The following is a 23,412-nucleotide window of genomic DNA, read 5'->3' on the forward strand; positions in this document are numbered from 1 at the left end:
AATAATAGGTATTATTTATCAATTAGCGAAATAAATATAAAGGAGGAGTACTTTTTGGAGAAAGTAATCGATATAGAAGATCGCATACCTACGCTAAAAAAGCGACGAAAAAAGCGTACAAATCGGAAATTTATAGTGCTAATATTACTTTTCTTTATTGTGTTAGCAGTACTCCTTTATTTTCAATCTCCATACAGTAACATCAAAAAGATAACCGTCAATGGTGCTAAGCTTGCGAATGAGGAATATTATGTGAAGGCGAGTACACTTACGCCTGGTAAATCAATGTGGGGTTTTAAAGTGGAAGATATTGAGAGGATTTTATTAAAGGATAAGTGGGTAAAAGAAGTACATGTTAAACGTAACTGGCTTCAAGGCGTAACGATTGACCTGAAGGAATGGAAAAAAGTTGCGTATTTAGCTGGGGACGGTACTTATTATCCTTTGCTAGAAAACGGCAAACGCTTTGAACAAACGGGAAATGATACGCCCATTGATGCACCAGTTTTTATCGGTATAACCGGTGAAAAAACAATTAATAAACTTGTTGAGCAACTAGCGCAATTAAAGCCAGAAGTTTTAGCTTTAATTTCCCAAGTTAACACGAATAGTAATGATGCAAATCCGAATGCAGTCAAACTTTATATGAATGATGGCTATGAAGTACGTGCTGTTATTCAAACGCTAGCGGAGAAGCTAAATTATTACCCTTCTATAGTAGCGCAAATTGCCAACTTAGAAAAAGGCGTGATTGATTTAGAGGTCGGTTCCTACTATCGTCCTTTTAACGAAGAGTACAACAAGATAGACATTGATATGGAAGCGAATGCAGATGGGGAATTGGTTAACCAGGAAGTGACGGAAGATGAACAACAAGAAGAATAGCAATGGGAATTTTTTTACTAGAAAACAATTTGAATTACTAATTGTTTGTGTGACAACAGGATTTATTATCGGCTATTCCTACAACCAGGCAAAAGATAACCGGGAAGCAGGAGCGATTGATTCAGAGCTTTTTGAGCAAGAAGATTCCTATCGCGAGGAGTTAATAACACAACAAGAACGCAATAAAGAACTCACTGAAGAATTAAATACTTTACAAGAACAAATTAGAAAGTATGAAAAATCATTTGCTTCAAATGAAAAGGACTATAAAAAGCTTGTTGAGCAAGCAGAAGATTTACGGTTATTACTTGGCGAGTTAAAAAGTGAAGGGAAGGGAATCCGAATAACCCTTCAAGATGGTGACTATGATCCGAAATCTTTAAATCCAAATGACTATATTGTCCATGAAAGCCATGTTTTTAAGTTGATGAATGAACTGAAAATTTCAGGAGCCCAAGCTATTGCTATCAATGGACAACGTGTTATGGCCAATTCCTATATTCGCTGTAATGGTCCAGTTATAACAATTGATGGTACACAACATCCAGCTCCCTTTGTGATAGAAGCAGTAGGTGATTCAGAAACATTAATGGCCTCTTTAAATTTAAGTGGAGGGGTAGTGGATCAGTTATTAAATGACAATATTGTGGTGTCATTAGAGGAAAATCAAAAGCTTACAATGCCTAAAGTAAAAGTTGAAAGTTAGGGACAAGTCCTATATTCATGTTTAAAGTCTAATTTAGCCTCCAGGTATTTATCGATTGTAGGTTGTATTGACAATTTAACATTCGTATTCTGAGAGGCATAATACGATACGTCTAGGAGGGGCTATTTTGCAAAGAAATATGTACACCCGAATAACGTTCGTGCTATTTATTATCGGTTTGATGATAGCGGTACAATACAATACCATACAAAAACCAGCAGAGCGAGATACACGAGATATTTGGGCAATAAGAGAGGAATTAGCACTAGAAAAGCAAAGACATTCCGCATTACTGGCAGAAATTCGCTCACTTCATGAAGTAGTGGATCGCTATGAGCAATCTGAAAAAGTAAATCAGCAGGCAGCCTTAAATGAAACATTAAATCGTTTAAAGCTACAAGCTGGATTAACAGAAATTATGGGGCCCGGAGTCAGATTACGTGTAGAGCCGGCACCTGAATTAATTGAAATGGGTTATGAAATTAAAGAAATATCACCTGATTTGTTAACTCAATTATTAAATGCACTTTTTAAAAACGATGCTACTAGTGTCTCAATTGATGGCAATCGTGTTGTACAGACAACAGCCATTCGGGATATAAATGGTAAAACAACAGTGAACAGTATACCCCTGTCTTCACCGTCCTTTAAAATAGAAGTTGGGACAAGCGATTTTAAAGCAGCGCAAAAATTGTATAATTCACTACAAGCCTCAACGTTTATAGACTCGTTTTATTTAGATAATTTTAACTTAGTAATTGAAGATCCAACTGAACAGTTACAAATTCCAGCATTTGATCAGCCGTTGACAAATGATTATTTAACAGAGGTAAAAAAAGGAGATTAATATATGTGGCTACCGTTTTTAGGTTTGATATTTGGACTTGCCCTTGGCTTGTTAACAAATATACAAATCCCCTCTATGTATGAAAATTATCTGTCAATAGCTGTTTTAGCAGCTTTAGATACATTATTTGGTGGTATCCGTGCTCAATTACAGCAAGTTTACGACGATAAAGTCTTTGTATCAGGATTCTTTTTTAATATAGTTCTAGCAGCAGGTTTAGCCTTCATAGGTGTGAATTTGGGGATAGATTTGTATTTAGCAGCCATTTTCGCTTTTGGAGTACGATTATTCCAAAATATTGCAATAATTAGGCGTATTCTACTAACTCGTATAGATGAGAAACGTCACAAACGAAAAAAAACTTCCATAGAATGAGAGAAAAATTGATCAAAATACTCGATTTGCTTAGACATTATGGGAAATTTACAATAGAATGAAAATAAGAGCATTTTTCAAGGAGGTGCAGCGAATTGAATCAGCAAGATTTATACATTTCACTTGATATTGGGTCCTCCTCTATCAAGGTATTAATAGGTGAAATGAGTGACGGACAATTACATGTAATTGGCGTCGGAAATGTAAAATCGAATGGAGTTCGAAAAGGTGCAATTGTTGACATTGACGCAACAGTACAATCTATTCGAAAAGCAGTAGAACAAGCCGAACGAATGACAGGTTATCAAATTCATGAAGTCGTTTTAGGCGTTCCAGCTAACCAGACGATGTTACAGCTAGTTAAAGGTGTTGTCGCTGTAAATAGTGAAAACAGAGAAATTACAGATGATGATTTAGACAGAGTGGTAGAATCTGCACAAGTCATGTCAATACCTCCTGAACGTGAATTAGTTAACATCATTCCAAGACAGTTTATTGTGGACAACCTTGATGAAATTAAAGATCCTCGTGGTATGATTGGCATCCGTCTAGAAATGGATGCAACAATGATAACGACATCCAAAACGCTTCTACACAATGTTCTTCGCTGTGTTGAGCGCGCTGGGTTAAGTATACGAGAAATATATTTACAACCATTAGCATCAGGCTATTTTGCATTAACTGAAGATGAAAAAAACCAAGGAACTGCCTTTATAGACTTAGGAGGCGGATCTACAACAATTGCAGTATTTGAAGAAGGTTTGTTAACCCATACAGGTGTCCTACCTGTCGGTGGTGATCATATAACGAAAGATATTTCAATCGTTTTAAAAACACCAACAGAACAAGCCGAACAAATCAAACACCAGTATGGACATGCCTTTTATGATGATGCATCTGATGACGAACTCTTTGAAGTGCCTATTGTTGGCACAGATTCTACAGATCAGTACAGTCAGCGCTATATATCGGAAATTATTGGCGCTCGTTTAGAAGAATTATTGGAGTTAGTTATTGATGAATTAGCGCGTTTAGGTGTACGAGATTTACCGGGTGGCGTTGTTATAACAGGTGGTGTTGCAAAGCTTGAGGGGATAGCCCAATTGGCACGTCAAATTCTACAAACGCGTGTAAGAATCTATACACCCGATTATATTGGCGTTAGAGAGCCTTCATTTGCGACGGCAGTTGGACTTATACGTTACGCCTATTTAGAAGATGATTTTTACGGTAAAAGTTCGAATACGCAACCTATTGAATATGCAGTTGTAGGGGCTCAGCCAACTATAAGTAAAAAGCAAGAGTATTCTGCACCTTCAGAACCAAAAGAAAGCGTAATCGGGAGAGCAAAAAAATTATTTGATAAGTTTTTTGATTAACTAGAATGCGTAATGAATGATACAGAGTCGAGTTACCGTGGGAGGAAAAAAGAGATGTTAGAATTTGATACAAGTGTTGATGAACTTGCAGTAATAAAGGTCATAGGTGTTGGTGGTGGCGGTAACAACGCTGTCAATCGAATGATAGAACATGGTGTGCAAGGTGTTGACTTTATCGCTGTTAACACGGATGCTCAAGCATTAAATTTATCTAAAGCGGAAGTAAAGCTACAAATTGGTGCTAAGTTAACACGTGGATTAGGCGCAGGTGCAAATCCAGAGGTAGGAAAAAAAGCTGCTGAAGAGAGTAGAGAACAACTAGAAGAGGTTCTACGTGGTGCAGATATGGTATTCGTTACTGCTGGTATGGGTGGTGGAACGGGTACTGGTGCAGCACCAGTCATTGCACAGATCGCACGTGAATTGGGAGCCCTTACAGTCGGGGTTGTAACACGTCCATTTACATTTGAGGGTCGTAAACGCCAAACACAGGCAATCGGTGGTATTGGTGGTATGAAAGAATCTGTGGATACACTGATTGTCATCCCGAACGATAAGCTATTACAAATTGTCGATAAATCAACGCCGATGTTAGAAGCCTTCAGAGAAGCTGATAATGTTCTACGTCAAGGTGTACAAGGTATTTCAGATTTGATTGCCACACCTGGTCTTATTAACTTAGACTTTGCAGACGTGAAAACAATTATGTCTAACAAAGGTTCAGCATTGATGGGGATTGGTATTGCTACAGGCGAAAACAGAGCTTCTGAAGCAGCAAAGAAAGCTATTTCAAGTCCATTGCTTGAATCATCAATCGATGGTGCTAAAGGCGTCCTAATGAACATCACTGGTGGTTCAAATCTTAGCTTATTTGAAGTGCAAGAGGCAGCAGATATCGTAGCCTCTGCGTCAGATGAAGAAGTAAACATGATTTTCGGTTCAGTTATTAATGAAAACCTTAAAGATGAAATTATTGTTACAGTCATTGCTACTGGCTTCTCAGAGGAAGCTTTACAGCAACAACGTAATACAACGAAGCCGTCACTTAACATAAACAGACAATCTGCTCCACAGCAACAAGCACCAATTCGTGAACAACGACAAGAAATGCATGTTCAACAAGAGCAGCCACGTCAAAATCAGCAACATTATGCACAGGATGACATGCTTGAAGTCCCAGCATTTTTACGTAACCGCAAAAATCGAGGCTAAATCTATGACGTCTCGGCATCATTGGTTCCAGACTTTCGAGTTGGGGAATAGAACTTTTCTTTGTCCTTTGAAAAAGTCTACCTGATGCTTCTCTTTCGGTACAATTGCTGAAAATAAGATAAAACAAATAACTTCTAAAAAGCTCGTATTTTACATATGTAGAATACGAGCTTTTTATTTTGGCTGGCATGATGTTCAAATGTGTAAGGAAACCATGTTTTTTGTCAAAACATTTTTAGGAAATGATGCGATTGTTTGACAATATTTGTGGGAGTAACATGCTAACTTTGTATATAGGAGGCGGCTGTTATGTATGGAGAATGGCTGGTGCTCATTAATACGCTTTTTAATCTAGCGATACTCACGTTTACAGCAAGAGTCACAGGAGTCTTAGTGAAAAATTCAAGATTATTAATGAGTTCAATTTGTAGTAGTTTTGTAGCTGTCATTGGCGGTCAAATGCTGTGGACGACGATTCTTAGTTTTATATTGTTAATTGGTATAGCATTTCGCTTCAAGATTCGTAGCTTTCAAAAGCAAGGACCTATTGTGTTAACAGCAACGATCGTGATTGGTGGATTGTTAACAGCACTACAACCTTTTTTGAAAAATCTTTCTGTTACTCATTTTATTATGATTTGCTTTTTATTGGCAGTTTTAAATCTTATTGCATTTTATAAGCAATGGGGATTTGTCAAGTTAGAGCGCTTAAGTGGTCAGTTTGTATTTGATACAACTTTAAAAATTTTTGGAGCAACAATCCCGCTTTCCGCTTTTGTTGATACAGGCAATCAAGCGATTGAGCCATTATCAGGAAAGCCAGTTCATTTTGTCTCTTATACAGCATTGCGACCACACTTACCTTCAGCGTTTCGAAAATCATTAATAGAATGGCAAGAAACAGACCCATACGATGTATCTATGTTTTCTGAAGATTATCAGCGTTATATACGATTTATTCATGTCAATACGGTACAACAGCAATCAGTTGTCCTTGGTTTTCGCTTTGATGAATGGCATATAAAGGGGGAGCCTTCCCAAGTGAAAACGAATGAATACATCGTTTTAACCAAAAAAGCAAAAAATTTTCCACATAGCACAGCAGCAATTTTACATTTTTCAGCGCTTTCAAATAACTCATAGAGGGGGAGAACTATTGCTTCTTAGGCTACTTGCTAGCTTGAAAAAATTATGGAGTAAGTTTCGGAGTCGTGAAACGTACTATATAGGGGGAAATGATTCATTGCCAGTGCCATTAAGTCGAGAAGAAGAAGTTACAGTCATTGCATCCTTTATGAACGGTGATTTACGAGCTAGAGACACACTAATTGAACGTAATTTACGTCTTGTTGTTTATATAGCTAGACGTTTTGATAATACGGGAACGCCAATTGAAGATTTAATTAGCATTGGTTCCATTGGTTTAATAAAGGCGATCGAGACGTTCAATACAGATAAGAATATCAAACTTGCAACATACGCATCACGCTGCATTGAAAATGAAATTTTAATGCACTTACGAAAAACGAGTCGTATGAAGGGTGAAGTTTCACTAGATGAACCACTAAACTCTGATGCTGATGGAAATGAATTATTACTGTCCGATATTTTAGGAACAGAAGAGCATATTATTCTTGATAATGTAGAGAAGAAAATAGAGCGACAGCATATGTTCCATGCCATTAATTTATTGGGTGCGCGAGAGCGTTATATTATGGAGTGTCGTTTTGGTCTCAATGGAAAAGTTGAAATGACACAAAAAGAAGTTGCCGATCATTTAGGCATATCGCAATCATATATTTCCCGTTTAGAAAAGAAAATTATTCAAGATTTACGTGAAAATTTAAATCAACCAATTTCGTAGAGAGGGAAATTTAACCTACCTAAAATTGGTCGCAGCTTTTGTGCATATTCTTGTTTCTCTCGGACAAACTGATGTCACGGTTTAGTCAGAGAATAACATCCGGAGGAATCGAATATGCGAACAAAAGTAGATCTTTGCGGCTTAGATACATCGACTTTGCCAATTTTAAAGCACGAGGAAATGAAGGAACTCTTCATCCGCTTACAAGCTGGAGAAACTGAGATTAGGGAAGAGCTTGTAATGTGCAATTTAAGGTTAGTGCTAAGTATTGTCGGTAGATTTGCCTATCGGGGTGAACAGGCAGATGATTTATTTCAAGTAGGCTGTATTGGCCTCATGAAAGCCATTGATCATTTTGATTTAAAGCATAATGTACGATTTTCGACATATGCTGTACCGATGATCATTGGAGAAATTCGTCGCCATCTGCGTGATCATCATGCATTACGTGTATCTCGCTCTCTAAGAGATATAGCTTATAAGGCAATGCAGGCAAAAGAGCAGTGGATAACCGATAATTTGCGAGAACCAACGATTGAAGAAATTGCTGAGATGATTGACATGAAAAAAGAAGATGTGTTATTTGCTTTAGATGCTATTCAAGATCCTGTTTCCTTGCAAGAGCCTATTTACTCAGACGGTGGAGACGCTGTTTATATGATGGATCAATTACGTGATGATGATGTATCAGAGGATCAATGGGTTGCCTACGTGTCGGTAAAGGAAAGCTTGCAAAAGCTAGATGAACGTCAGCAAATGATCGTTGCAAAACGTTTTTATTATGGGGAGACTCAAACAGAAATTGCAAAGGAACTAGGGATTTCTCAAGCACAAATTTCGCGTCTTGAAAAAAATGCGATTGAAACAATGCAAAAGGATTACAAATAAAAAAATGCGCATCGAATTATTCGGTGCGCATTTTATCTTCATTCAATGAACAAATGATACATAAAATAAGTGACAGCAAAGTTTGATGAAGGACATGAATGGAACGTACAAAAGTAATTGATAGAGGAGGTATGTCATTGCGTTTTTCGATGTTACAGCAAAAAGAAGTCATTGAAGCAGGAAATGGACGATTTATAGGCTTTGTAATAGATGCCGAAGTATCAAAAGAAACGGGCTATGTGACAGCATTTTTAATTGCAGAGCCTCGTAAATATCTTGGTTTTTTTAAAGGGGAAGAGTCTGTTAGAAAAGTGTATATGAAAGATGTGCTTGTTGTTGGCAAGGACGTTATTTTAGTAAAAGCACTTTCCTAAGACATCTGTTTATAAAATTGAGATCATGTACGCTGACATAGGTCAGGCTATTCATTGATAAATCAAGCATTGCTTGTTACAATAAAAGAAACTATTGTTGTAAAGTTGGGAAAAACAGTGACAAAAATCTTAACAAATTTAAACAAACTACAGGATTTAATAGCAGCAGCAGAAAAAAAAGGCAATCGTCAGAGCAATCATGTTCAAATAATTGCGGTGACAAAAGAAGTTTCTGTTGAAAGAACGCAAGAAGCAATTGATGCCGGTCTCACTCATTTAGGAGAAAATAGACCCGAAGGCTTACATCGTAAAATTACCGAGATTCAAGCTGATGTGTACTGGCATTATATCGGGTCACTTCAAACACGTAAAGTAAAACAAGTGATTAACAGCATTGATTTTTTACATTCATTAGATCGTTTGAGCTTGGCGGAAGAAATTGAAAAAAGAGCAGAAAAACCTGTTAAATGCTTTGTACAAGTAAATGTTTCAGGAGAAGAATCTAAACATGGTTTAACCATCGAAGAAGTTTTACCTTTTGTAGAATCATTGAAAGAATTTACAAAGATTCAAGTTGTAGGTTTAATGACAATGGCACCAAATACGGAAGACGAAGAGCTAATTCGCTCCGTTTTTAAGCAATTAAAACAATGTCAACAGCAAATAGCCGAGCAAGGATTCGCACACGCACCTTGTACCGAGTTATCAATGGGCATGTCTAATGACTTTGAAATTGCGGTAGAGGAAGGGGCTACTTTTGTTCGAGTCGGAACGGCTCTTGTTGGAAATGAAAGAGGGGAACAGGATGAGCATGAAAAATAAAATTAAAAACTTCTTTTACCTTGAAGAAGAATTAGAAGAAGAAATCACGCAAGCTCCTATTCAGCAGCAACAACCCATACAACAACAGCAACCGATTCATTCAATAAAGCCTAAAAAAACAATTAAAGAACGGAAGGCATCTATTCATGAAATTGTGCCACAAAGTTCAGCAGCAACTCCTAACAACATTGTCAGTTTACAAGCAGCTATGAGCTCTAAGGGCGCAAAAGTAGTGTTAATAGAGCCTAGAGTTTATGCAGAAGCACAAGATATTGCAGAACATTTAAAAAATAAACGTGCAACAATCGTCAATTTACAACGTATTGAGCGGGAGCAAGGAAAACGCATTATTGATTTTTTAAGTGGAACAGTCTACGCCCTTGCTGGAGATATCCAGCGTATTGGTAAAGATATTTTCCTATGCACGCCAGATAATGTAGAAGTGACTGGTGAAATTACAAACTTTATTTTAGACGATAATTAATAGCGAGGATTGTAGTTTATATGACTTTTTTTATAATACTTGGTTATGTATCGTTAGCATTTAGGATTTATTCATTTATGCTAATTGCCTATATTTTAATGTCTTGGGTGCCTGCCGCTCAAAATTCAGCCATTGGTCGCATGCTTGAAAGAGTGTGTGAACCATATTTAGGGATATTCAGAAAGTTTATTCCGCCACTTGGAATGATAGATATTTCACCAATTGTGGCTATCTTTATGCTGAATTTTATTGAAAGAGGGCTTGTTATAGTCATTCAGAAAATATTTCTTATGTTCGTTTAGAAGTAAATCCTCACGTTTAGGTGGGGATTTTTTATTTATGGGGAATACTAGTTTTACTACGTTCATCCAACAAAGCAAATAGGAACTAGTGAAAGAGGAGACAACAAGATGGAACACTTAATCCAGCATTTTCGAAAAGATGAGCAGCCTTTTATTGAACAAGTGCTAAGCTGGCAGCATGAGGTAGAGGATCGCTATGCACCCAAGTTGACCGATTTTCTTGACCCAAGGCAACGTTTTATTGTGTCATCGGTTATTGGACAGGACGACACTCTTAAGACAGCTTGTTCAGGGCTATTTGATGGAGCAGAGAGGCAGCGTATGCTCATTTTCCCTGCGTACTATGAAGCTACAGATGAAGACTTTCAACTGACAGCCTTTACTATCCAGTATCCGACTAAATTTATTCAACTGCGTCATCCAGATGTTTTAGGGGCATTGTTATCATTAGGCTTAAACCGTAGTAAATTCGGTGATATTCGTGTCAATGAGCAGCAGGTGCAATTCGTTGTCGCACAGGAGGTAGCGGATTATGTCCGTTTACATTTAACGGGTATTGGTAAAGTAAAGGTACATGTAGAATCCCTAAAGGAAGACGCCCCACTGCTTATCAATGAGGAAGAGTGGTTTGAGGAAGCACATACAGTTTCTTCGATGCGTTTAGATGTGATCATTGCGACGATTTTAAATGTGTCACGCCAAAAGGCACAAGCATTAATTACTGGAAAAAAAGTGCGTGTCAATTGGACGGAGCGGGATACTGTCGCTTTTGAATTACAAGAGGGTGATATTTTATCGATACGTGGAAGCGGTCGTGTCAAAATTATTATGACTGAAGGCCGTACAAAAAAGGATAAAATTCGTCTACAAATCGGTCGATTGGCCCAAAAAAGCTGAAAGTGAAGTAAATTTCATTAATTTTTACTGCTAAGTTGTCGGAACAATTGTATAATAGAAACTACGAATGTACATGTAAAGGAGAGAAGGATTGTATGCCATTATCACCTATTGATATACATAATAAGGAGTTTACAAAAGCCTTCAGAGGTTATGCTGAAGATGAAGTAAATGAATTTTTAGATCAGATTATTAAAGACTACGAAATTTTGCTTAGGGAAAAAAAGGAAGTCGATAAGCAATTAGAAATGGCATTAGAACAAGCGAGGCATTTTAACTCCTTAGAAGAAACTTTGCAGAAATCTATTGTAGTAGCGCAAGAAGCTGCAGATGAAGTGCGAAGAAATTCACAAAAAGAGGCTAAACTCATTTTGAAAGAAGCAGAGAAAAATGCTGATCGAATTGTCAATGAAGCTTTAACGAAAGCTCGTAAGGTAACGATTGAAATTGATGAGCTAAAAAAACAATCTAAGGTTTTCCGTAATCGTTTTAAGATGCTTGTAGAGGCACAGCTTGACTTATTGAATGCAGATGACTGGGATCATTTGCTACAATACGATATTGATTTAACTGAAATTCAGGCGTCTGTTGAGGAAGCACAGGATTCCGAAGATATGTAACTTTTCTTTTACAATTGAAACTTGACGCGATTGTATGAATTTCATATACTTTGTAATAGTAATTATTTTGAACAGATACGCATAGAGGCAGAGACGAAGACAGTATTTGTTAGGCGTAGTGAAGCGATTTGGGGACAGTGCGAGCCCAAACATGCAACTAACATTGAACATCACTTCTGAGCTAAATAGCTGAAAAAAGTAAGTTATTTCGTGTTGCACGACGTTAACGTGCTTGAAAGAGGTAGTACAATAATTTTTGTGCTACAAGTAGGGTGGTACCGCGAGTAGAAGCTTCTCGTCCCTTAGTGGGATTGAGGGCTTTTTTTATTTGTTTGCGAATCGTTTTAGCTGAATTTGCCAATAACTGTCCTATGTGAAAAATGTCTATTATGCTTGTGGAAAATAAAGGAGGAATTTTAAATGGTTGAATACAAAGATACATTATTAATGCCAAAAACAGATTTTCCAATGCGCGGAAATCTTCCAGCAAATGAGCCAAAAATGCAAGATAAATGGAATGACATGGATATTAACAAATTACAAATGGAACGTACTGAAGGTCGTCCAGAGTTTGTCCTACATGATGGTCCTCCATATGCAAATGGTGATATCCACATCGGCCATGCATTAAATAAAGTATTGAAAGATATGATTACACGTCACCGCTCCATGACTGGCTACCATGTTAATTATATTCCTGGTTGGGATACGCATGGTTTACCAATTGAGCAAGCATTGACAAACAAAGGTGTAAAGCGTAAAGAAATGTCAGTAGCAGCATTCCGTCAACTTTGTGAAGAATATGCGTATGAACAAATTGACAATCAACGTACGCAATTCCGACGTCTAGGCATTCGCGGTGATTGGGAAAATCCATATATTACATTGAAACCTGAATTTGAAGCACGTCAAATTGAAGTGTTTGGTAAAATGGCGGAAAAAGGTTACATCTATAAAGGGTTAAAACCAGTTTATTGGTCTCCATCTTCTGAATCTGCTTTGGCAGAAGCTGAAATTGAATACAAGGATATCAAATCACCATCGATTTATGTAAGCTTTGCTATTAAGGATGCGAAAGGTGTTGTTCCAGCAGATGCTAAATTTATCATTTGGACAACAACTCCTTGGACATTACCAGCAAACTTAGGGATTTCTTTGAACCCTGAATTTATCTATGTAGTAGTTGCTGTGGCAACTAAAAAATTCATTATCGCTAAAGAATTATTAGAGTCAGTGGCAACTGCTCTTGAATGGGAAAACTATGAGGTTGTTCAAGAAGTAAAAGGGGATGCACTAGATCGTATTGTAGCCCAACATCCATTCTATGATCGAGAATCTCTTGTGATGGTTGGAGATCATGTTACTGCAGATGCGGGTACAGGTTGTGTTCATACAGCGCCAGGACACGGGGAAGATGATTATCATATTAGTAAACAATATGGCTTAGGCATTCTTAGTCCTCTTGATAATAGTGGCTGCTATACAGAAGAAGCACCTGGTTTTGAAGGCGTATTTTATAATGATGCCAATAAACTAGTAACAGAAAAACTTAAAGAAGTGGATGCATTAGAAAGTCTTAGTTTCATTACACACTCTTATCCACATGACTGGCGTACAAAAAAACCAGTTATTTATCGTGCCACACCACAATGGTTTGCATCTGTTGAAGCATTCCGTGGTGAGTTACTTGAGGCTGTTAAAGCAACAACGTTCACACCAGCTTGGGGAGAAACACGCCTTTATAATATGATTCGTGACCGTGGAGACTGGGTAATTTCACGTCAACGTGCTTGGGGCGTGCCAATTCCAATTTTCTACGCTGAAAATGGTGAACCAATTATTACACCTGAAACAATTAGCCATATTTCTGCTTTATTCCGTGAGCATGGATCAAATATTTGGTTCCAAAAGACAGCGAAAGAATTATTGCCAGAAGGCTTTACACATCCAGGTAGTCCGAACGGCGAATTTACAAAAGAAAATGATATTATGGACGTTTGGTTCGATTCAGGTTCATCTCACCAAGGTGTACTTGTTGAACGAGGCATGAAATATCCAGCTGATTTATATTTAGAAGGCTCTGACCAACACCGTGGTTGGTTTAACTCATCACTAATTACATCTGTAGCTATCAATGGTTACGCACCATACAAAGGACTTTTAACGCATGGTTTCGTTCTTGATGGTGAAGGACGTAAAATGAGTAAATCATTAGGAAATGTCATTATTCCACAAAAAGTAATGGATCAATATGGTGCAGATATTCTACGACTTTGGGTTGCTTCTGTGGACTATACAGCTGATGTGCGTATTTCTATGGATATGTTAAAGCAAGTGTCAGAAGTGTACCGTAAAATTCGTAACACGTTCCGTTTCTTACACGGCAATATTGCTGATTTCGATCCAAAGAAAGATCGTGTAGCTTATGCAGAGCTTCGTGAAATGGATCAATACGTGTATATGCGCTTGCAAGATGTTTTAAAAGCTGTGCGTGCAGCCTATGATCGTTATGATTTCGCTGCTGTTTATCATGTAGTCAATAATTTTGTAGCTGTGGAGTTATCTTCATTCTATTTAGATATTGCGAAAGACGTAGTTTATATTGAAGGTCATGACAACAAAGACCGTCGAGCAATGCAAACAGTCATTTACGATACATTAATGACATTAGTTAAAATTATGACACCAATTATTCCTCATACAACAGACGAGATGTGGTCTTACCTCCACGCTCAAGGGGTTGTAGAGGAAGTGTCGGTTCAATTAACAGACTTCCCAGAGGTAGATGTTCAAGCGAACTTTGACACTCTTCGTGAGAAATGGGAAAAAATTATTGATGTGCGTGACGATATTTTAAAAGCATTAGAGGAAGCGCGTAATGCTAAAACAATTGGTAAATCACTTGAAGCAAAAGTGACTGTCTATGCAAAAGAAGATGTTGTCGCATTATTGAATGATGCGAACATTGATTTTGCACAACTTTCTATCGTTTCAGCATTTGAGGTAGCTGCAATTGAAGAAGCGCCTGCAGAAGCTTTAGCACTTGAGCATGTTTCCATTGTTGTTGAGAAGGCTACAGGTGAGAAATGTGAGCGCTGCTGGTCAATTTCAGAAACAGTTGGAACAAATGAGGCACAACCAACAGTTTGCGCTCGCTGTGCAGAAGTTGTAGAAAAATATTACGCTTAAGTTTTCTTTTAATAACAAGAATCTGCATACAATGTAGATATAGGCAAGTCTCCTTTTAAGGGGGCTTGCTTTTTTCATGGAGATTTAGCAGATTCTTTTAGCTGGAACTATTTAAATAAAATCTCTTTCGTATTCCGGTAGTCTGTTGGTGAGATCCCTACATATTTTTTAAAGGTTAGACTGTAATAATTAGGTGTGTTAAAGCCACAAGTGGAGGCAATTTTTTCTATGGTATAGTCGTATTTACGTAAAAAGGGTAATGTTTTGATGATGCGAGTAAAGGCAACGTAGTCAACGAAATTTCGACCAGTCTCCTTTTTAAATAGTCTGCTAAAATGTGTGGAGCTAAAGTTTATATAGTTTGCCACATCACGAATGGTTAGTTGCTCGTCATAATGCTCTTCAATATAATGGATGGCTTTTTGAAGCTGCTCATGCTTTGTTAAATCCTCGTAATATCTTATATGAATGTTATCGATAGGTGGTTTTCTTCGTGCTTTTCGTGCTTGGCTATAGGACTCTTTCACTTGCATAGCGTCCTGAAATACACTACCAACCCCCATAAACAAATGAATGCAATAGTCCCTTTTCAGTGTTTCAATAACTTTTAAAAGACAGGCTTCTCCCTCTGACCAATGTTTGAATGAGTTGTACTCACGCGGAATTCGCATGAGAAGTAGTAAATAGCGTTCAAAATGTAAAAAGGACAAAGGTGCTTGATTTACGAAATTTTGACGGAAAATATTGGTGATGATACTGCTTGCATCTGCTTTCTTATCATCTCCATCGATATAGCCTTGAATTAAAAACACAATATTAGGAATACAGTTTGATGATAGAAAGGATGAAGATTGGATAATTTCTTGTTCATTGTCGACTTCACCCCGTATTAAACGCTTTAAAAATGCTTCTCGGAACGGTGAGGTATGATGTTGGGACACTTGTTGTGATAGCTCAAGCAGTGTGAGTGAACTAGCCTTTTTTTCCTGATAGGCTGTATACAGCTTCTTTACAATTCGTAAAAATTTTGATTTTTGTAATGGTTTTATGAGAAGTGCAGGTAAAACTAATTCAATGGCTATACCAGTTGAGTAGGTAAGGTGTTCTGTAACAACCGGGACAATTATACTGTTAGGATAATTTCTTTTTAATCGATTAATCTTTACCCAATCAAATAACCGATTGACTTCATAGACAATAATGGCCTCATCTTCTGGCTTTGATACTTTACTTTCCTCAAAAGCGTTTGGTAAAACCTCTTGTAACCATTCACTCATTTGTTGCTTGTCAAATGAGCTTTCCATATACCATACCACCTTTAAAATGCTACCATCCCCCTGTGAATTGAAAAGATAGAAATATTTTAACTTAAAATAGCAATTTTTTGTACTAATACAGCAATATTTTATATCTATATTGTAGTTGAAATAGAATAAAATAATTGTAGCAAATAATAATTTGAAATTTCAGATAATTATTTGCTGACAAGAAAAAGGGGGAGTTGGCTTATGGCGGAAGTTGGAAGTCATGATTATGACTACGTGGAGGCAGGAACTATTGATGTGAAAGATTTGCCTCCTCTTGATGCTACAACAAACAAAATTATGAAAGATGAATTTACAACAGGTTTAGGTTTATCGGTATTTTACTTTATTTTGATTTTTAGTATCCCTGTTATGAATTGGTTTGCTCCAGAGTTTGCATTTAAGAAAATTTGGGGTGGAATGACAGTTACATGGTTTGTAACAACGATTGTGATGATGGCGATGGCATTTATTATTGCCTATGTGCATACAGCCTTGTACGAAAAGCGCCTAAAAAAATATGATTTAGCAAATAAGTAGTTGGAACAAAGGGGGAAATGTTGAATGATAGAAGCGCTATTAGAACCAAAGATGTTAATGACCATTGCTTTAATGGGAACGATTGTATACATTACGTATTTAACTAAGAGAAATGCAACAGCATCGGATTTCTTTGTAGGAGGACGAAGCTTTGGATGGTTTACAAATGGTTCTGCGATTGGTGGGGATTATTTAAGTGCAGCAACATTCCTTGGGATCGCTGGTTTAACATTTCAACTAGGCTATGATGGGGCTTATTATGCTTTTTGTTTCTCTATTGGGTTAACATTATTAGCTATTTTTGTAGCCGGTCCGTTAAGACGTTTTGGTGCATTTACAGTTGCTGATTTTTTAGGTTATCGTTTTCATAGTAGACGAGCTCGCCTAGTAGCAGTTGCGGTCGTTTTAGCTATCTCGGGCTTTTATGCAGCTCCCCAATTATTAGGTGCGGCTCAAATTTTAAGTATGTTTTTTGGTACTTCCTATGAATTCGGCATTATCTTTACTTGTATTGTGATGGTTTTTTATGTAGGGATTGGAGGAATGAAAGGAACAACCATCAATCAAGCTTTAGAGCTTTGGATTCGTCTTGGAGCCTTTATTGTCATGTTAATAGCTGCGGTTTATAGTGGCTTACATTATGATAAAATTCTCGCAGCTATTAATTCCTTTAGTGGACCTATCACTGGTACTTCACCGTATGCTTTGGATGGTAGTGATGTCAATTTTGATGGGGGTGCTTGGACAGGCACAGGCTTCTATTTCCCAACGTTTTGGCAAACTATTAGTATGACGATTGGTTTAGCGTTAGGAACGATTGGACTGCCTCATATATTATTGCGTTTTTATACAAATCCTAGTGCGAAAGCAGCACGTAAATCTGCACTGATGGCTATCGGTATTGCCAGCGTATTCTTCTTATTAGCTGTTTATCTAGGTGTTGTAGGTCGCTCCATTTTCATTTCTGGAACAGCTAGTGAGGAGGTAATGCGTGATTTAGTATTAGGTGGAAATAATATGGTGATTCCTACTACGGCACTTGCATTAGGAGGAAAATGGTTACTTGGTTTAGTTATTGCAGGAGCGTTTGCAGCCATATTCTCCAACCTTTCAGGGCTGTTTATCACGAGCTCAGGTGCGCTAGCTCATGATTTATATGCCAACATTATGAAAAAGGACATTACACAAAAGCAACGTGTTGTTGCTGGAAAAGTAGCTATATTATTATTAGGCATTTTATATGGAGCACTGGGATTACTTGTGAAAGATGCATCTATTGGACATTTAGTTGCACTTGCCTTTACTGTCGCAGCAAGTACATTCACACCCATATTTATTTTAGGTATTTGGTGGAGAGGCATGACCGAGAAGGGAGCTATTGCGGGTTTACTAATTGGTCTTGCCGTGTCCATGTGGATGATCTTTTTACCAGGAACATTACCAAGCTTCTTACAGTTTAAAATTCCAGGTATCGTGACAGTGCCTGTTGGTTTCTTATCAGTTATCATTGTGTCATTATTAGATCGTAAAGTTCCTGCTGATGTGAATGATTTCATGAAGCGGGTACATGCAAAAGAATCGGAAACGGTATAACATACAAAATCATAGCTATTTCTATTGCTTGAAAAAGTGATAGGAATAGCTTTTTATATTCTTGAAGCACATTGGGAATCCGCCATATTTTGATGTGATATTAGTTATTGTCATTGGTGCTGTTATGGTAGAATAGGTAAGATGTTGAGTGAACGGAGGAATGTCTGTGTATAAATATTATGGATTGGCCGCCTTTGTCGTTTTATTGGATCAATGGACAAAATGGCTAATTGTAAAAAATATGGAGTATGGTGAACGTATTGCTGTGTTGGACCCATGGTTTGGCATTTTATCTCATCGTAATAAAGGGGCAGCATGGGGGATGTTAGAAGGGCAAATGTGGTTGTTTAGCATTGTCACAGTTGCTGTTATCTGTGCCATTCTCTATTTTTATCATAAAGAAGCAAAAGGTAAGCCTGTTTTTCAAGTAGGCTTAATGCTCTTACTCGGTGGAGCGGTAGGGAATTTTATTGATCGACTATTTAGGGGTGAAGTGGTCGATTTTGTAGATGTTTTAATACCAATTATAAATTATGATTTCCCTATATTTAATGTAGCGGATGCTGCCTTAACCATAGCAGTTGTCGTACTGATGATTGGTTTGATTATGGAAGATAAAAAAGAGAAGAGACAGGTGAAACAATGACGCAAGTAACTTATACAATCGAAGAACAACAGCAGGGAGAGCGTATTGATAAGGCACTTTCAAGCTTACAAACCGAGTGGTCACGTACACAAATCGGTAACTGGATTAGTGAAGGGATCATTCAAGTGAATGGCGAAGCTGTAAAAGCAAAATATAAGGTTAAAGCTGGTGACATCATTGCTATTGATGTTCCGGAAGTTGAAGAATTGGATGTTGTCGCAGAAAACTTAGATTTGGATATTGTTTATGAGGATGCAGATGTCCTTGTAGTAAATAAACCAAAGGGTATGGTGGTACATCCAGCGCCAGGTCATATGACAGGTACTTTAGTGAATGGGTTAATGTATCATTGTAAGGATTTATCGGGTATTAATGGTGTGCTTCGACCTGGTATTGTCCATCGTATTGATAAAGATACATCAGGCTTATTAATGGTTGCTAAAAATGATACGGCACATGAATCATTAGTCAATCAGTTGGTCAATAAAACGGTTACCCGTAAATATATTGCACTTGTACATGGACATATTGCACATGATAAGGGAACAATTGACGCGCCAATTGGTCGTGATCAAAAGGACCGTCAAAAACAGGCAGTAGTCGATAATGGTAAACACGCTGTTACACACTTCCAAGTTGTGGAGCGTTTTGGTGACTATACACTGGTGGAATGTCGTTTAGAAACAGGACGTACACACCAAATCCGTGTGCATATGAATTATATCGGCTTCCCACTTGTTGGAGATCCGAAATATGGACCAAAAAAGACAATCGACTTTGGTGGACAAGTTTTACATGCAGCCACATTAGGATTCGATCATCCTTCATCAGGTGAATATTTGGAGTTTGAAGTACCACTTCCAGCTGATTATGAGCAATTATTAAAGGATTTACGAAATAGGCATTGACGGATACGAAAAGAAAGTCTATACTAACGACAGTGAATGAACAACTTAACTAAATATTCACCTTTAATAGCAGTCCAGAGAGGCTGAGAAGGTACATGTGATCAAATAGTGTTGTAGAAATTTGTGCTGCAAATTTTTCAACGCGCTTTTTCAACACGTATACAACCCTCTCAGGCTATTCGCCTCGAGAGGTTTTTTTATGGACACATGGCAACACTAAATTGGAGAGAGGAGGAAACGAATATGGCACAAAATGAATTATTAGATAGCCCATCAATGGCTCGAGCATTAACACGTATTGCCCATGAAATTATTGAACGTAACAAAGGAATCGACGAATGTATTTTAGTTGGCATTAAAACACGAGGTGCCTTTCTAGCCAGACGTTTGGCACAACGAATTGAAAAAATTGAAGGGAAACCAATTCGTACAGGGGAACTGGATATTACCCTTTACCGAGATGATTTAACAACAAAACATGAAAATGAACAAGCACATGTAGAACAAGTTGATATCGAGTATGTAGTGAAAAATCAAAAAATCATTTTAGTAGATGATGTACTTTATACAGGACGAACTGTACGTGCTGCACTGGATGCCGTTATGGATTTAGGGAGACCTGCTCAAATTCAACTAGCCGTTCTAGTGGATAGAGGACATCGTGAGTTACCAATAAGAGCAGATTATGTAGGAAAAAATGTTCCAACTTCTGGCTCTGAGCGCATCATCGTCAATTTACAAGAAGTAGATGGAGATGATTGCGTCATTATTTACAAAGAAGACGAACAATAAAGTGAGGAAACATTATGTCAAACGCAGTTTTAGATATAAAGGATAAACCGACCCCACTCCAACTAGTGACATTAAGTTTCCAACATATGTTTGCCATGTTTGGATCAACCATCTTAGTGCCACAGCTAGTAGGTCTTAGTCCAGCAATTGCGCTATTAACGAGCGGGATTGCGACATTATTCTTCTTATTAATTACGAAATTTCAGGTACCAGCCTATTTAGGATCGTCCTTCGCCTTTATTGCGCCTATTTTACTTGCAGCAGGTGGTTTAAATGAGGATGGCTCCAGTGTCAATCCAGGACATGCCATGATTGGTGCAATGGCAGTCGGGATTACTTACGGGATTGTGTCCTTGATCATATGGAAAAGTGGCTATAAGTGGATTATGAAAATTTTGCCGCCAATCGTGGTTGGACCTGTGATTATGGTTATTGGTTTAGGTCTATCGGGTACGGCTGTGAATATGGCTATGAACGTTGACGGTGAGTATAGCTTTTTACACTTCTCAGCAGCTTTAGTCACAGTATTTACAGCCATTATTTTTACGATTTTCTTTAAAGGGATTTTAAGTACAATGCCCATTTTAATGGGTTTAATCGTAGGATACATTTATTCTATGATTGTTGACATAGTAGATTATACACCGATTGCCAATGCAAAATTTTTCGCCATGCCTGATTTTTTAATCCCAGGTGTGCATTATGAATTTGAAATTACATCAAAGATTTTACTTATCATGGTACCAATTGTCATTGTAACAATCTCTGAACATATTGGTCACCAACTAGTGTTAGGAAAAGTAGTAGAGCGAGATTATATTAAAGAGCCAGGGTTACACCGTTCTTTATTAGGCGACGGACTTGGAACATTTGTCAGTGCTTTAATCGGCGGTCCTCCAAAAACAACATACGGCGAAAATATTGGTGTACTAGCCATTACTCGTGTGTACAGTATCTATGTTATTGCAGGTGCAGCTGTGGTTGCCATTTTACTATCATTCTTCGGGAAAGCAATGGCAGTAATTGCAACTATACCAACTGCAGTTCTTGGTGGAGTTTCAATTTTACTCTTCGGTATTATCGCAGCAAGTGGCTTACGCATGCTAGTAGATAATCATATTGATTTTGGTAGTAGCCGTAACTTAGTAATTGCTTCAGTAATTTTAGTTATAGGTATTGGCGGTGCAAAATTCGTCATTACAGAATCTTTAAGTATAGAGGGTATGGCACTTGCAGCGATTATCGGTGTGCTGCTGAATGCTATTCTACCAGGAAAGAAAGAAGCAGAAATACCCGTACCTTACAATCAAAATAAAAATTCATAGTAGTACCTTTTAATGAATTGTCCAGAGAGGCAAAGAAAGGGAAGTTGTGGACAGGCTGAAGTAGGATAAATCTCCTGCTGTAGTTTGTCACGCCTCCTTATGCCTCGTTGATGACATCAACGGGGCTTTTTTATCTTCATTCATCCCACATTGAAAGCAGCTATGAATGAAAATAAAGCCTTAGGCAGTTGTCACGGAGTTTGAAAGGAATGAATTGTGCAACCCTCATTCAAAATCCGGACGCAATGACGCCAAGGCGAAATTGACTTTAGGAACGTCATACATAGACGTTCATGACACACACCTTATGGAGGTCACATGATGAAGAACTTATTATCGATGGAACATTTAACAACAGAAGAGATTAATCAAATCCTAGATCTTGCACAAGCGTTTGAAAATGGTGAAACATCATCGTTATCTCGCCGGTACAACGTTGCCAACTTATTTTTTGAACCTAGTACACGAACAAAAACAAGCTTCGAAATGGCAGAGTACAAAATTGGCTGCAATATCATCCCTTTCGATGCAGGTTTCTCTAGTGTTACCAAAGGGGAAACAATGTACGATACAGTCAAAACATTAGAAAAGATAGGTATAGATGCAGTTGTCATTCGAGCGTCAGAGGATGAATATTACAATGACCTACTAGAAGGCCTGCATGTAGCAGTGATTAATGCAGGGGACGGTGCTGGGCAGCATCCCTCACAATCATTATTAGACCTTTATACAATCAAAAAAGAGTTTGGATATTTTGAGGGATTGACTGTCACGATTGTTGGAGATATCTCACATAGCCGGGTAGCGAAATCAAATGCAACAGCATTACAAAACTTAGGGGCAAATGTTCACTTCCTATGTCCAGAAGAATGGTCTGGTGGTTTTGAAGCACACCATTCATGGGATAATTTAATCGAAATAAGTGATGTCATTATGTTATTACGGGTACAACATGAACGTCATAAGGAGAATTGTAGCTTCTCCAAAGAAAGTTACCATCAAGAGTTTGGTTTAACGATCGAGCGTGAAAGACAAATGAAAGATTCAGCAATTATTATGCATCCAGCACCAGTTAATCGGGATGTTGAAATCGCTTCTGAATTAGTAGAGTGTGAACGATCACGGATATTTGAACAAGTTCGAAACGGCGTTTACACACGAATGGCCATTATGGAAACTATTTTAAAGGGGAGAGAATAATATGACAAAGGTACTTCGAAATGTACAAATGTTAAATGAGCAAGGTGAACTGCAAACAGTCAATATTGCGATGGCAGATGGGAAAATTACAGCTGTTGGACAAGATGTAACTGTAGCAGGTGCCGAAATCATTGAAGGGCATGGTTTGATTGTGGCACCGGGCTTTATCGATGTCCATACGCATTTGCGTGAACCTGGATTTGAGCATAAAGAAACGATTGCAACAGGTTCAGCTTCTGCAGCAAAGGGTGGCTTTACAA

The 23,412-nt window shown here is 37.8% G+C and carries 25 protein-coding genes and 1 other annotated feature; of the genes, 24 read left to right on the top strand and 1 reads right to left on the bottom strand.

What is annotated here, in order from left to right; all coding sequences use genetic code 11:
• Window positions 1-54: 54 nt before the first annotated feature.
• The 16 genes from RT445_RS14310 to ileS all read left to right on the top strand — a co-directional run bounded on the left by RT445_RS14310 (window position 55) and on the right by ileS (window position 14,844).
• Window positions 55-885, top strand: coding sequence for a cell division protein FtsQ/DivIB (locus tag RT445_RS14310; protein WP_274795866.1), 831 nt, complete (start codon window positions 55-57; stop codon window positions 883-885).
• On the top strand, window positions 866-1,591 hold the full coding sequence (locus tag RT445_RS14315; RefSeq protein WP_312506804.1) for a DUF881 domain-containing protein: 726 nt from the start codon (window positions 866-868) through the stop codon (window positions 1,589-1,591). Before RT445_RS14310 ends, RT445_RS14315 begins: the two co-directional genes overlap by 20 nt.
• A 127-nt stretch (window positions 1,592-1,718) precedes the next feature.
• Window positions 1,719-2,438 (top strand): DUF881 domain-containing protein, encoded by a 720-nt coding sequence (locus RT445_RS14320; RefSeq protein ID WP_274795868.1) that lies wholly within the window; start codon window positions 1,719-1,721, stop codon window positions 2,436-2,438.
• A gap of 3 nt (window positions 2,439-2,441) precedes the next feature.
• Complete coding sequence (locus RT445_RS14325; RefSeq protein ID WP_274795869.1) at window positions 2,442-2,813, top strand: small basic family protein; 372 nt, start codon at window positions 2,442-2,444, stop codon at window positions 2,811-2,813.
• 95 nt (window positions 2,814-2,908) lie between these two features.
• Window positions 2,909-4,192, top strand: coding sequence for a cell division protein FtsA (gene ftsA / locus RT445_RS14330; protein WP_274795870.1), 1,284 nt, complete (start codon window positions 2,909-2,911; stop codon window positions 4,190-4,192).
• A 54-nt stretch (window positions 4,193-4,246) separates the two neighbouring features.
• Window positions 4,247-5,404 (top strand): cell division protein FtsZ, encoded by a 1,158-nt coding sequence (gene ftsZ, locus RT445_RS14335; protein ID WP_274795871.1) that lies wholly within the window; start codon window positions 4,247-4,249, stop codon window positions 5,402-5,404.
• Between the two features lie 309 nt (window positions 5,405-5,713).
• Window positions 5,714-6,547 carry a sigma-E processing peptidase SpoIIGA gene (locus RT445_RS14340; protein ID WP_274795872.1) on the top strand — a complete coding sequence of 278 codons (834 nt, stop codon included), beginning with the start codon at window positions 5,714-5,716 and terminating at the stop codon, window positions 6,545-6,547.
• A gap of 13 nt (window positions 6,548-6,560) precedes the next feature.
• A complete protein-coding gene (gene sigE / locus RT445_RS14345) occupies window positions 6,561-7,268 on the top strand; it encodes an RNA polymerase sporulation sigma factor SigE (RefSeq protein WP_009373518.1) in 708 nt (235 codons plus the stop codon).
• A 114-nt stretch (window positions 7,269-7,382) separates the two neighbouring features.
• On the top strand, window positions 7,383-8,156 hold the full coding sequence (gene sigG, locus RT445_RS14350) for an RNA polymerase sporulation sigma factor SigG (RefSeq protein WP_004227313.1): 774 nt from the start codon (window positions 7,383-7,385) through the stop codon (window positions 8,154-8,156).
• Window positions 8,157-8,254: 98 nt separating this feature from the next.
• Complete coding sequence (locus tag RT445_RS14355) at window positions 8,255-8,530, top strand: PRC-barrel domain-containing protein (RefSeq protein WP_312506803.1); 276 nt, start codon at window positions 8,255-8,257, stop codon at window positions 8,528-8,530.
• Between the two features lie 117 nt (window positions 8,531-8,647).
• Complete coding sequence (locus RT445_RS14360) at window positions 8,648-9,352, top strand: YggS family pyridoxal phosphate-dependent enzyme (RefSeq protein ID WP_284702025.1); 705 nt, start codon at window positions 8,648-8,650, stop codon at window positions 9,350-9,352.
• Window positions 9,336-9,836: a cell division protein SepF gene (locus RT445_RS14365; protein ID WP_274795875.1), complete on the top strand. Its 501-nt coding sequence runs from the start codon at window positions 9,336-9,338 to the stop codon at window positions 9,834-9,836. Before RT445_RS14360 ends, RT445_RS14365 begins: the two co-directional genes overlap by 17 nt.
• 20 nt (window positions 9,837-9,856) lie before the next feature.
• Complete coding sequence (locus RT445_RS14370; protein WP_274795876.1) at window positions 9,857-10,138, top strand: YggT family protein; 282 nt, start codon at window positions 9,857-9,859, stop codon at window positions 10,136-10,138.
• Between the two features lie 108 nt (window positions 10,139-10,246).
• Complete coding sequence (locus RT445_RS14375) at window positions 10,247-11,035, top strand: YlmH family RNA-binding protein (protein WP_312506802.1); 789 nt, start codon at window positions 10,247-10,249, stop codon at window positions 11,033-11,035.
• A 95-nt stretch (window positions 11,036-11,130) separates the two neighbouring features.
• Complete coding sequence (locus RT445_RS14380) at window positions 11,131-11,655, top strand: DivIVA domain-containing protein (RefSeq protein ID WP_312506801.1); 525 nt, start codon at window positions 11,131-11,133, stop codon at window positions 11,653-11,655.
• Window positions 11,656-11,736: 81 nt separating this feature from the next.
• Window positions 11,737-11,961, top strand: a binding site (T-box leader).
• A 114-nt stretch (window positions 11,962-12,075) separates the two neighbouring features.
• Window positions 12,076-14,844 (top strand): isoleucine--tRNA ligase, encoded by a 2,769-nt coding sequence (gene ileS, locus RT445_RS14385; RefSeq protein WP_312506800.1) that lies wholly within the window; start codon window positions 12,076-12,078, stop codon window positions 14,842-14,844.
• A gap of 107 nt (window positions 14,845-14,951) precedes the next feature.
• Here ileS and RT445_RS14390 read toward each other — a convergent pair whose 3' ends face one another.
• Window positions 14,952-16,148 carry an AraC family transcriptional regulator gene (locus tag RT445_RS14390; protein WP_312506799.1) on the bottom strand — a complete coding sequence of 399 codons (1,197 nt, stop codon included), beginning with the start codon at window positions 16,146-16,148 and terminating at the stop codon, window positions 14,952-14,954.
• Between the two features lie 204 nt (window positions 16,149-16,352).
• Here RT445_RS14390 and RT445_RS14395 point away from each other — a divergent pair, with 204 nt between their 5' ends.
• The 8 genes from RT445_RS14395 to RT445_RS14430 form a co-directional block, all read left to right on the top strand.
• Window positions 16,353-16,688, top strand: coding sequence for a DUF485 domain-containing protein (locus tag RT445_RS14395; protein ID WP_274795881.1), 336 nt, complete (start codon window positions 16,353-16,355; stop codon window positions 16,686-16,688).
• A 24-nt stretch (window positions 16,689-16,712) separates the two neighbouring features.
• Window positions 16,713-18,281: a sodium/solute symporter gene (locus RT445_RS14400; RefSeq protein ID WP_274795882.1), complete on the top strand. Its 1,569-nt coding sequence runs from the start codon at window positions 16,713-16,715 to the stop codon at window positions 18,279-18,281.
• 166 nt (window positions 18,282-18,447) lie between these two features.
• Entirely contained in the window at window positions 18,448-18,927 is a 480-nt protein-coding gene (lspA, locus tag RT445_RS14405; RefSeq protein ID WP_274795883.1) for a signal peptidase II, read from the top strand.
• The gene (locus RT445_RS14410) at window positions 18,924-19,835 is read left to right on the top strand and encodes an RluA family pseudouridine synthase (protein WP_312506798.1); all 912 of its coding nucleotides are present in this window, start codon (window positions 18,924-18,926) and stop codon (window positions 19,833-19,835) included. Before lspA ends, RT445_RS14410 begins: the two co-directional genes overlap by 4 nt.
• 207 nt (window positions 19,836-20,042) lie before the next feature.
• Complete coding sequence (pyrR, locus tag RT445_RS14415; protein ID WP_274795885.1) at window positions 20,043-20,627, top strand: bifunctional pyr operon transcriptional regulator/uracil phosphoribosyltransferase PyrR; 585 nt, start codon at window positions 20,043-20,045, stop codon at window positions 20,625-20,627.
• Window positions 20,628-20,641: 14 nt separating this feature from the next.
• Complete coding sequence (locus RT445_RS14420; protein ID WP_312506797.1) at window positions 20,642-21,952, top strand: uracil-xanthine permease family protein; 1,311 nt, start codon at window positions 20,642-20,644, stop codon at window positions 21,950-21,952.
• A gap of 321 nt (window positions 21,953-22,273) precedes the next feature.
• Window positions 22,274-23,152, top strand: coding sequence for an aspartate carbamoyltransferase catalytic subunit (locus tag RT445_RS14425; protein WP_313470755.1), 879 nt, complete (start codon window positions 22,274-22,276; stop codon window positions 23,150-23,152).
• A 1-nt stretch (window position 23,153) separates the two neighbouring features.
• Window positions 23,154-23,412, top strand: a 259-nt coding sequence (locus RT445_RS14430) for an amidohydrolase family protein (protein WP_313470756.1), incomplete at its 3' end; no start/stop codon positions are given.

Source organism: Lysinibacillus sp. (assembly GCF_032093475.1).
GTDB lineage: Bacteria > Bacillota > Bacilli > Bacillales_A > Planococcaceae > Lysinibacillus > Lysinibacillus irui.

Excerpts from the sequence above, each read along its gene's own strand:
- RT445_RS14315 (WP_312506804.1), top strand. The coding sequence starts at position 866 with ATGAACAACAAGAAGAATAGCAATGGGAATTTTTTTACTAGAAAACAA.
- RT445_RS14325 (WP_274795869.1), top strand. The coding sequence starts at position 2,442 with ATGTGGCTACCGTTTTTAGGTTTGATATTTGGACTTGCCCTTGGCTTG.
- ftsZ (WP_274795871.1), top strand. The coding sequence starts at position 4,247 with ATGTTAGAATTTGATACAAGTGTTGATGAACTTGCAGTAATAAAGGTC.
- RT445_RS14340 (WP_274795872.1), top strand. The coding sequence starts at position 5,714 with ATGTATGGAGAATGGCTGGTGCTCATTAATACGCTTTTTAATCTAGCG.
- sigG (WP_004227313.1), top strand. The coding sequence starts at position 7,383 with ATGCGAACAAAAGTAGATCTTTGCGGCTTAGATACATCGACTTTGCCA.
- RT445_RS14355 (WP_312506803.1), top strand. The coding sequence starts at position 8,255 with ATGGAACGTACAAAAGTAATTGATAGAGGAGGTATGTCATTGCGTTTT.
- RT445_RS14365 (WP_274795875.1), top strand. The coding sequence starts at position 9,336 with ATGAGCATGAAAAATAAAATTAAAAACTTCTTTTACCTTGAAGAAGAA.
- RT445_RS14370 (WP_274795876.1), top strand. The coding sequence starts at position 9,857 with ATGACTTTTTTTATAATACTTGGTTATGTATCGTTAGCATTTAGGATT.
- RT445_RS14375 (WP_312506802.1), top strand. The coding sequence starts at position 10,247 with ATGGAACACTTAATCCAGCATTTTCGAAAAGATGAGCAGCCTTTTATT.
- RT445_RS14380 (WP_312506801.1), top strand. The coding sequence starts at position 11,131 with ATGCCATTATCACCTATTGATATACATAATAAGGAGTTTACAAAAGCC.
- ileS (WP_312506800.1), top strand. The coding sequence starts at position 12,076 with ATGGTTGAATACAAAGATACATTATTAATGCCAAAAACAGATTTTCCA.
- RT445_RS14390 (WP_312506799.1), bottom strand. The coding sequence starts at position 16,148 with ATGGAAAGCTCATTTGACAAGCAACAAATGAGTGAATGGTTACAAGAG.
- RT445_RS14395 (WP_274795881.1), top strand. The coding sequence starts at position 16,353 with ATGGCGGAAGTTGGAAGTCATGATTATGACTACGTGGAGGCAGGAACT.
- RT445_RS14400 (WP_274795882.1), top strand. The coding sequence starts at position 16,713 with ATGATAGAAGCGCTATTAGAACCAAAGATGTTAATGACCATTGCTTTA.
- RT445_RS14410 (WP_312506798.1), top strand. The coding sequence starts at position 18,924 with ATGACGCAAGTAACTTATACAATCGAAGAACAACAGCAGGGAGAGCGT.
- pyrR (WP_274795885.1), top strand. The coding sequence starts at position 20,043 with ATGGCAACACTAAATTGGAGAGAGGAGGAAACGAATATGGCACAAAAT.
- RT445_RS14420 (WP_312506797.1), top strand. The coding sequence starts at position 20,642 with ATGTCAAACGCAGTTTTAGATATAAAGGATAAACCGACCCCACTCCAA.
- RT445_RS14425 (WP_313470755.1), top strand. The coding sequence starts at position 22,274 with ATGAAGAACTTATTATCGATGGAACATTTAACAACAGAAGAGATTAAT.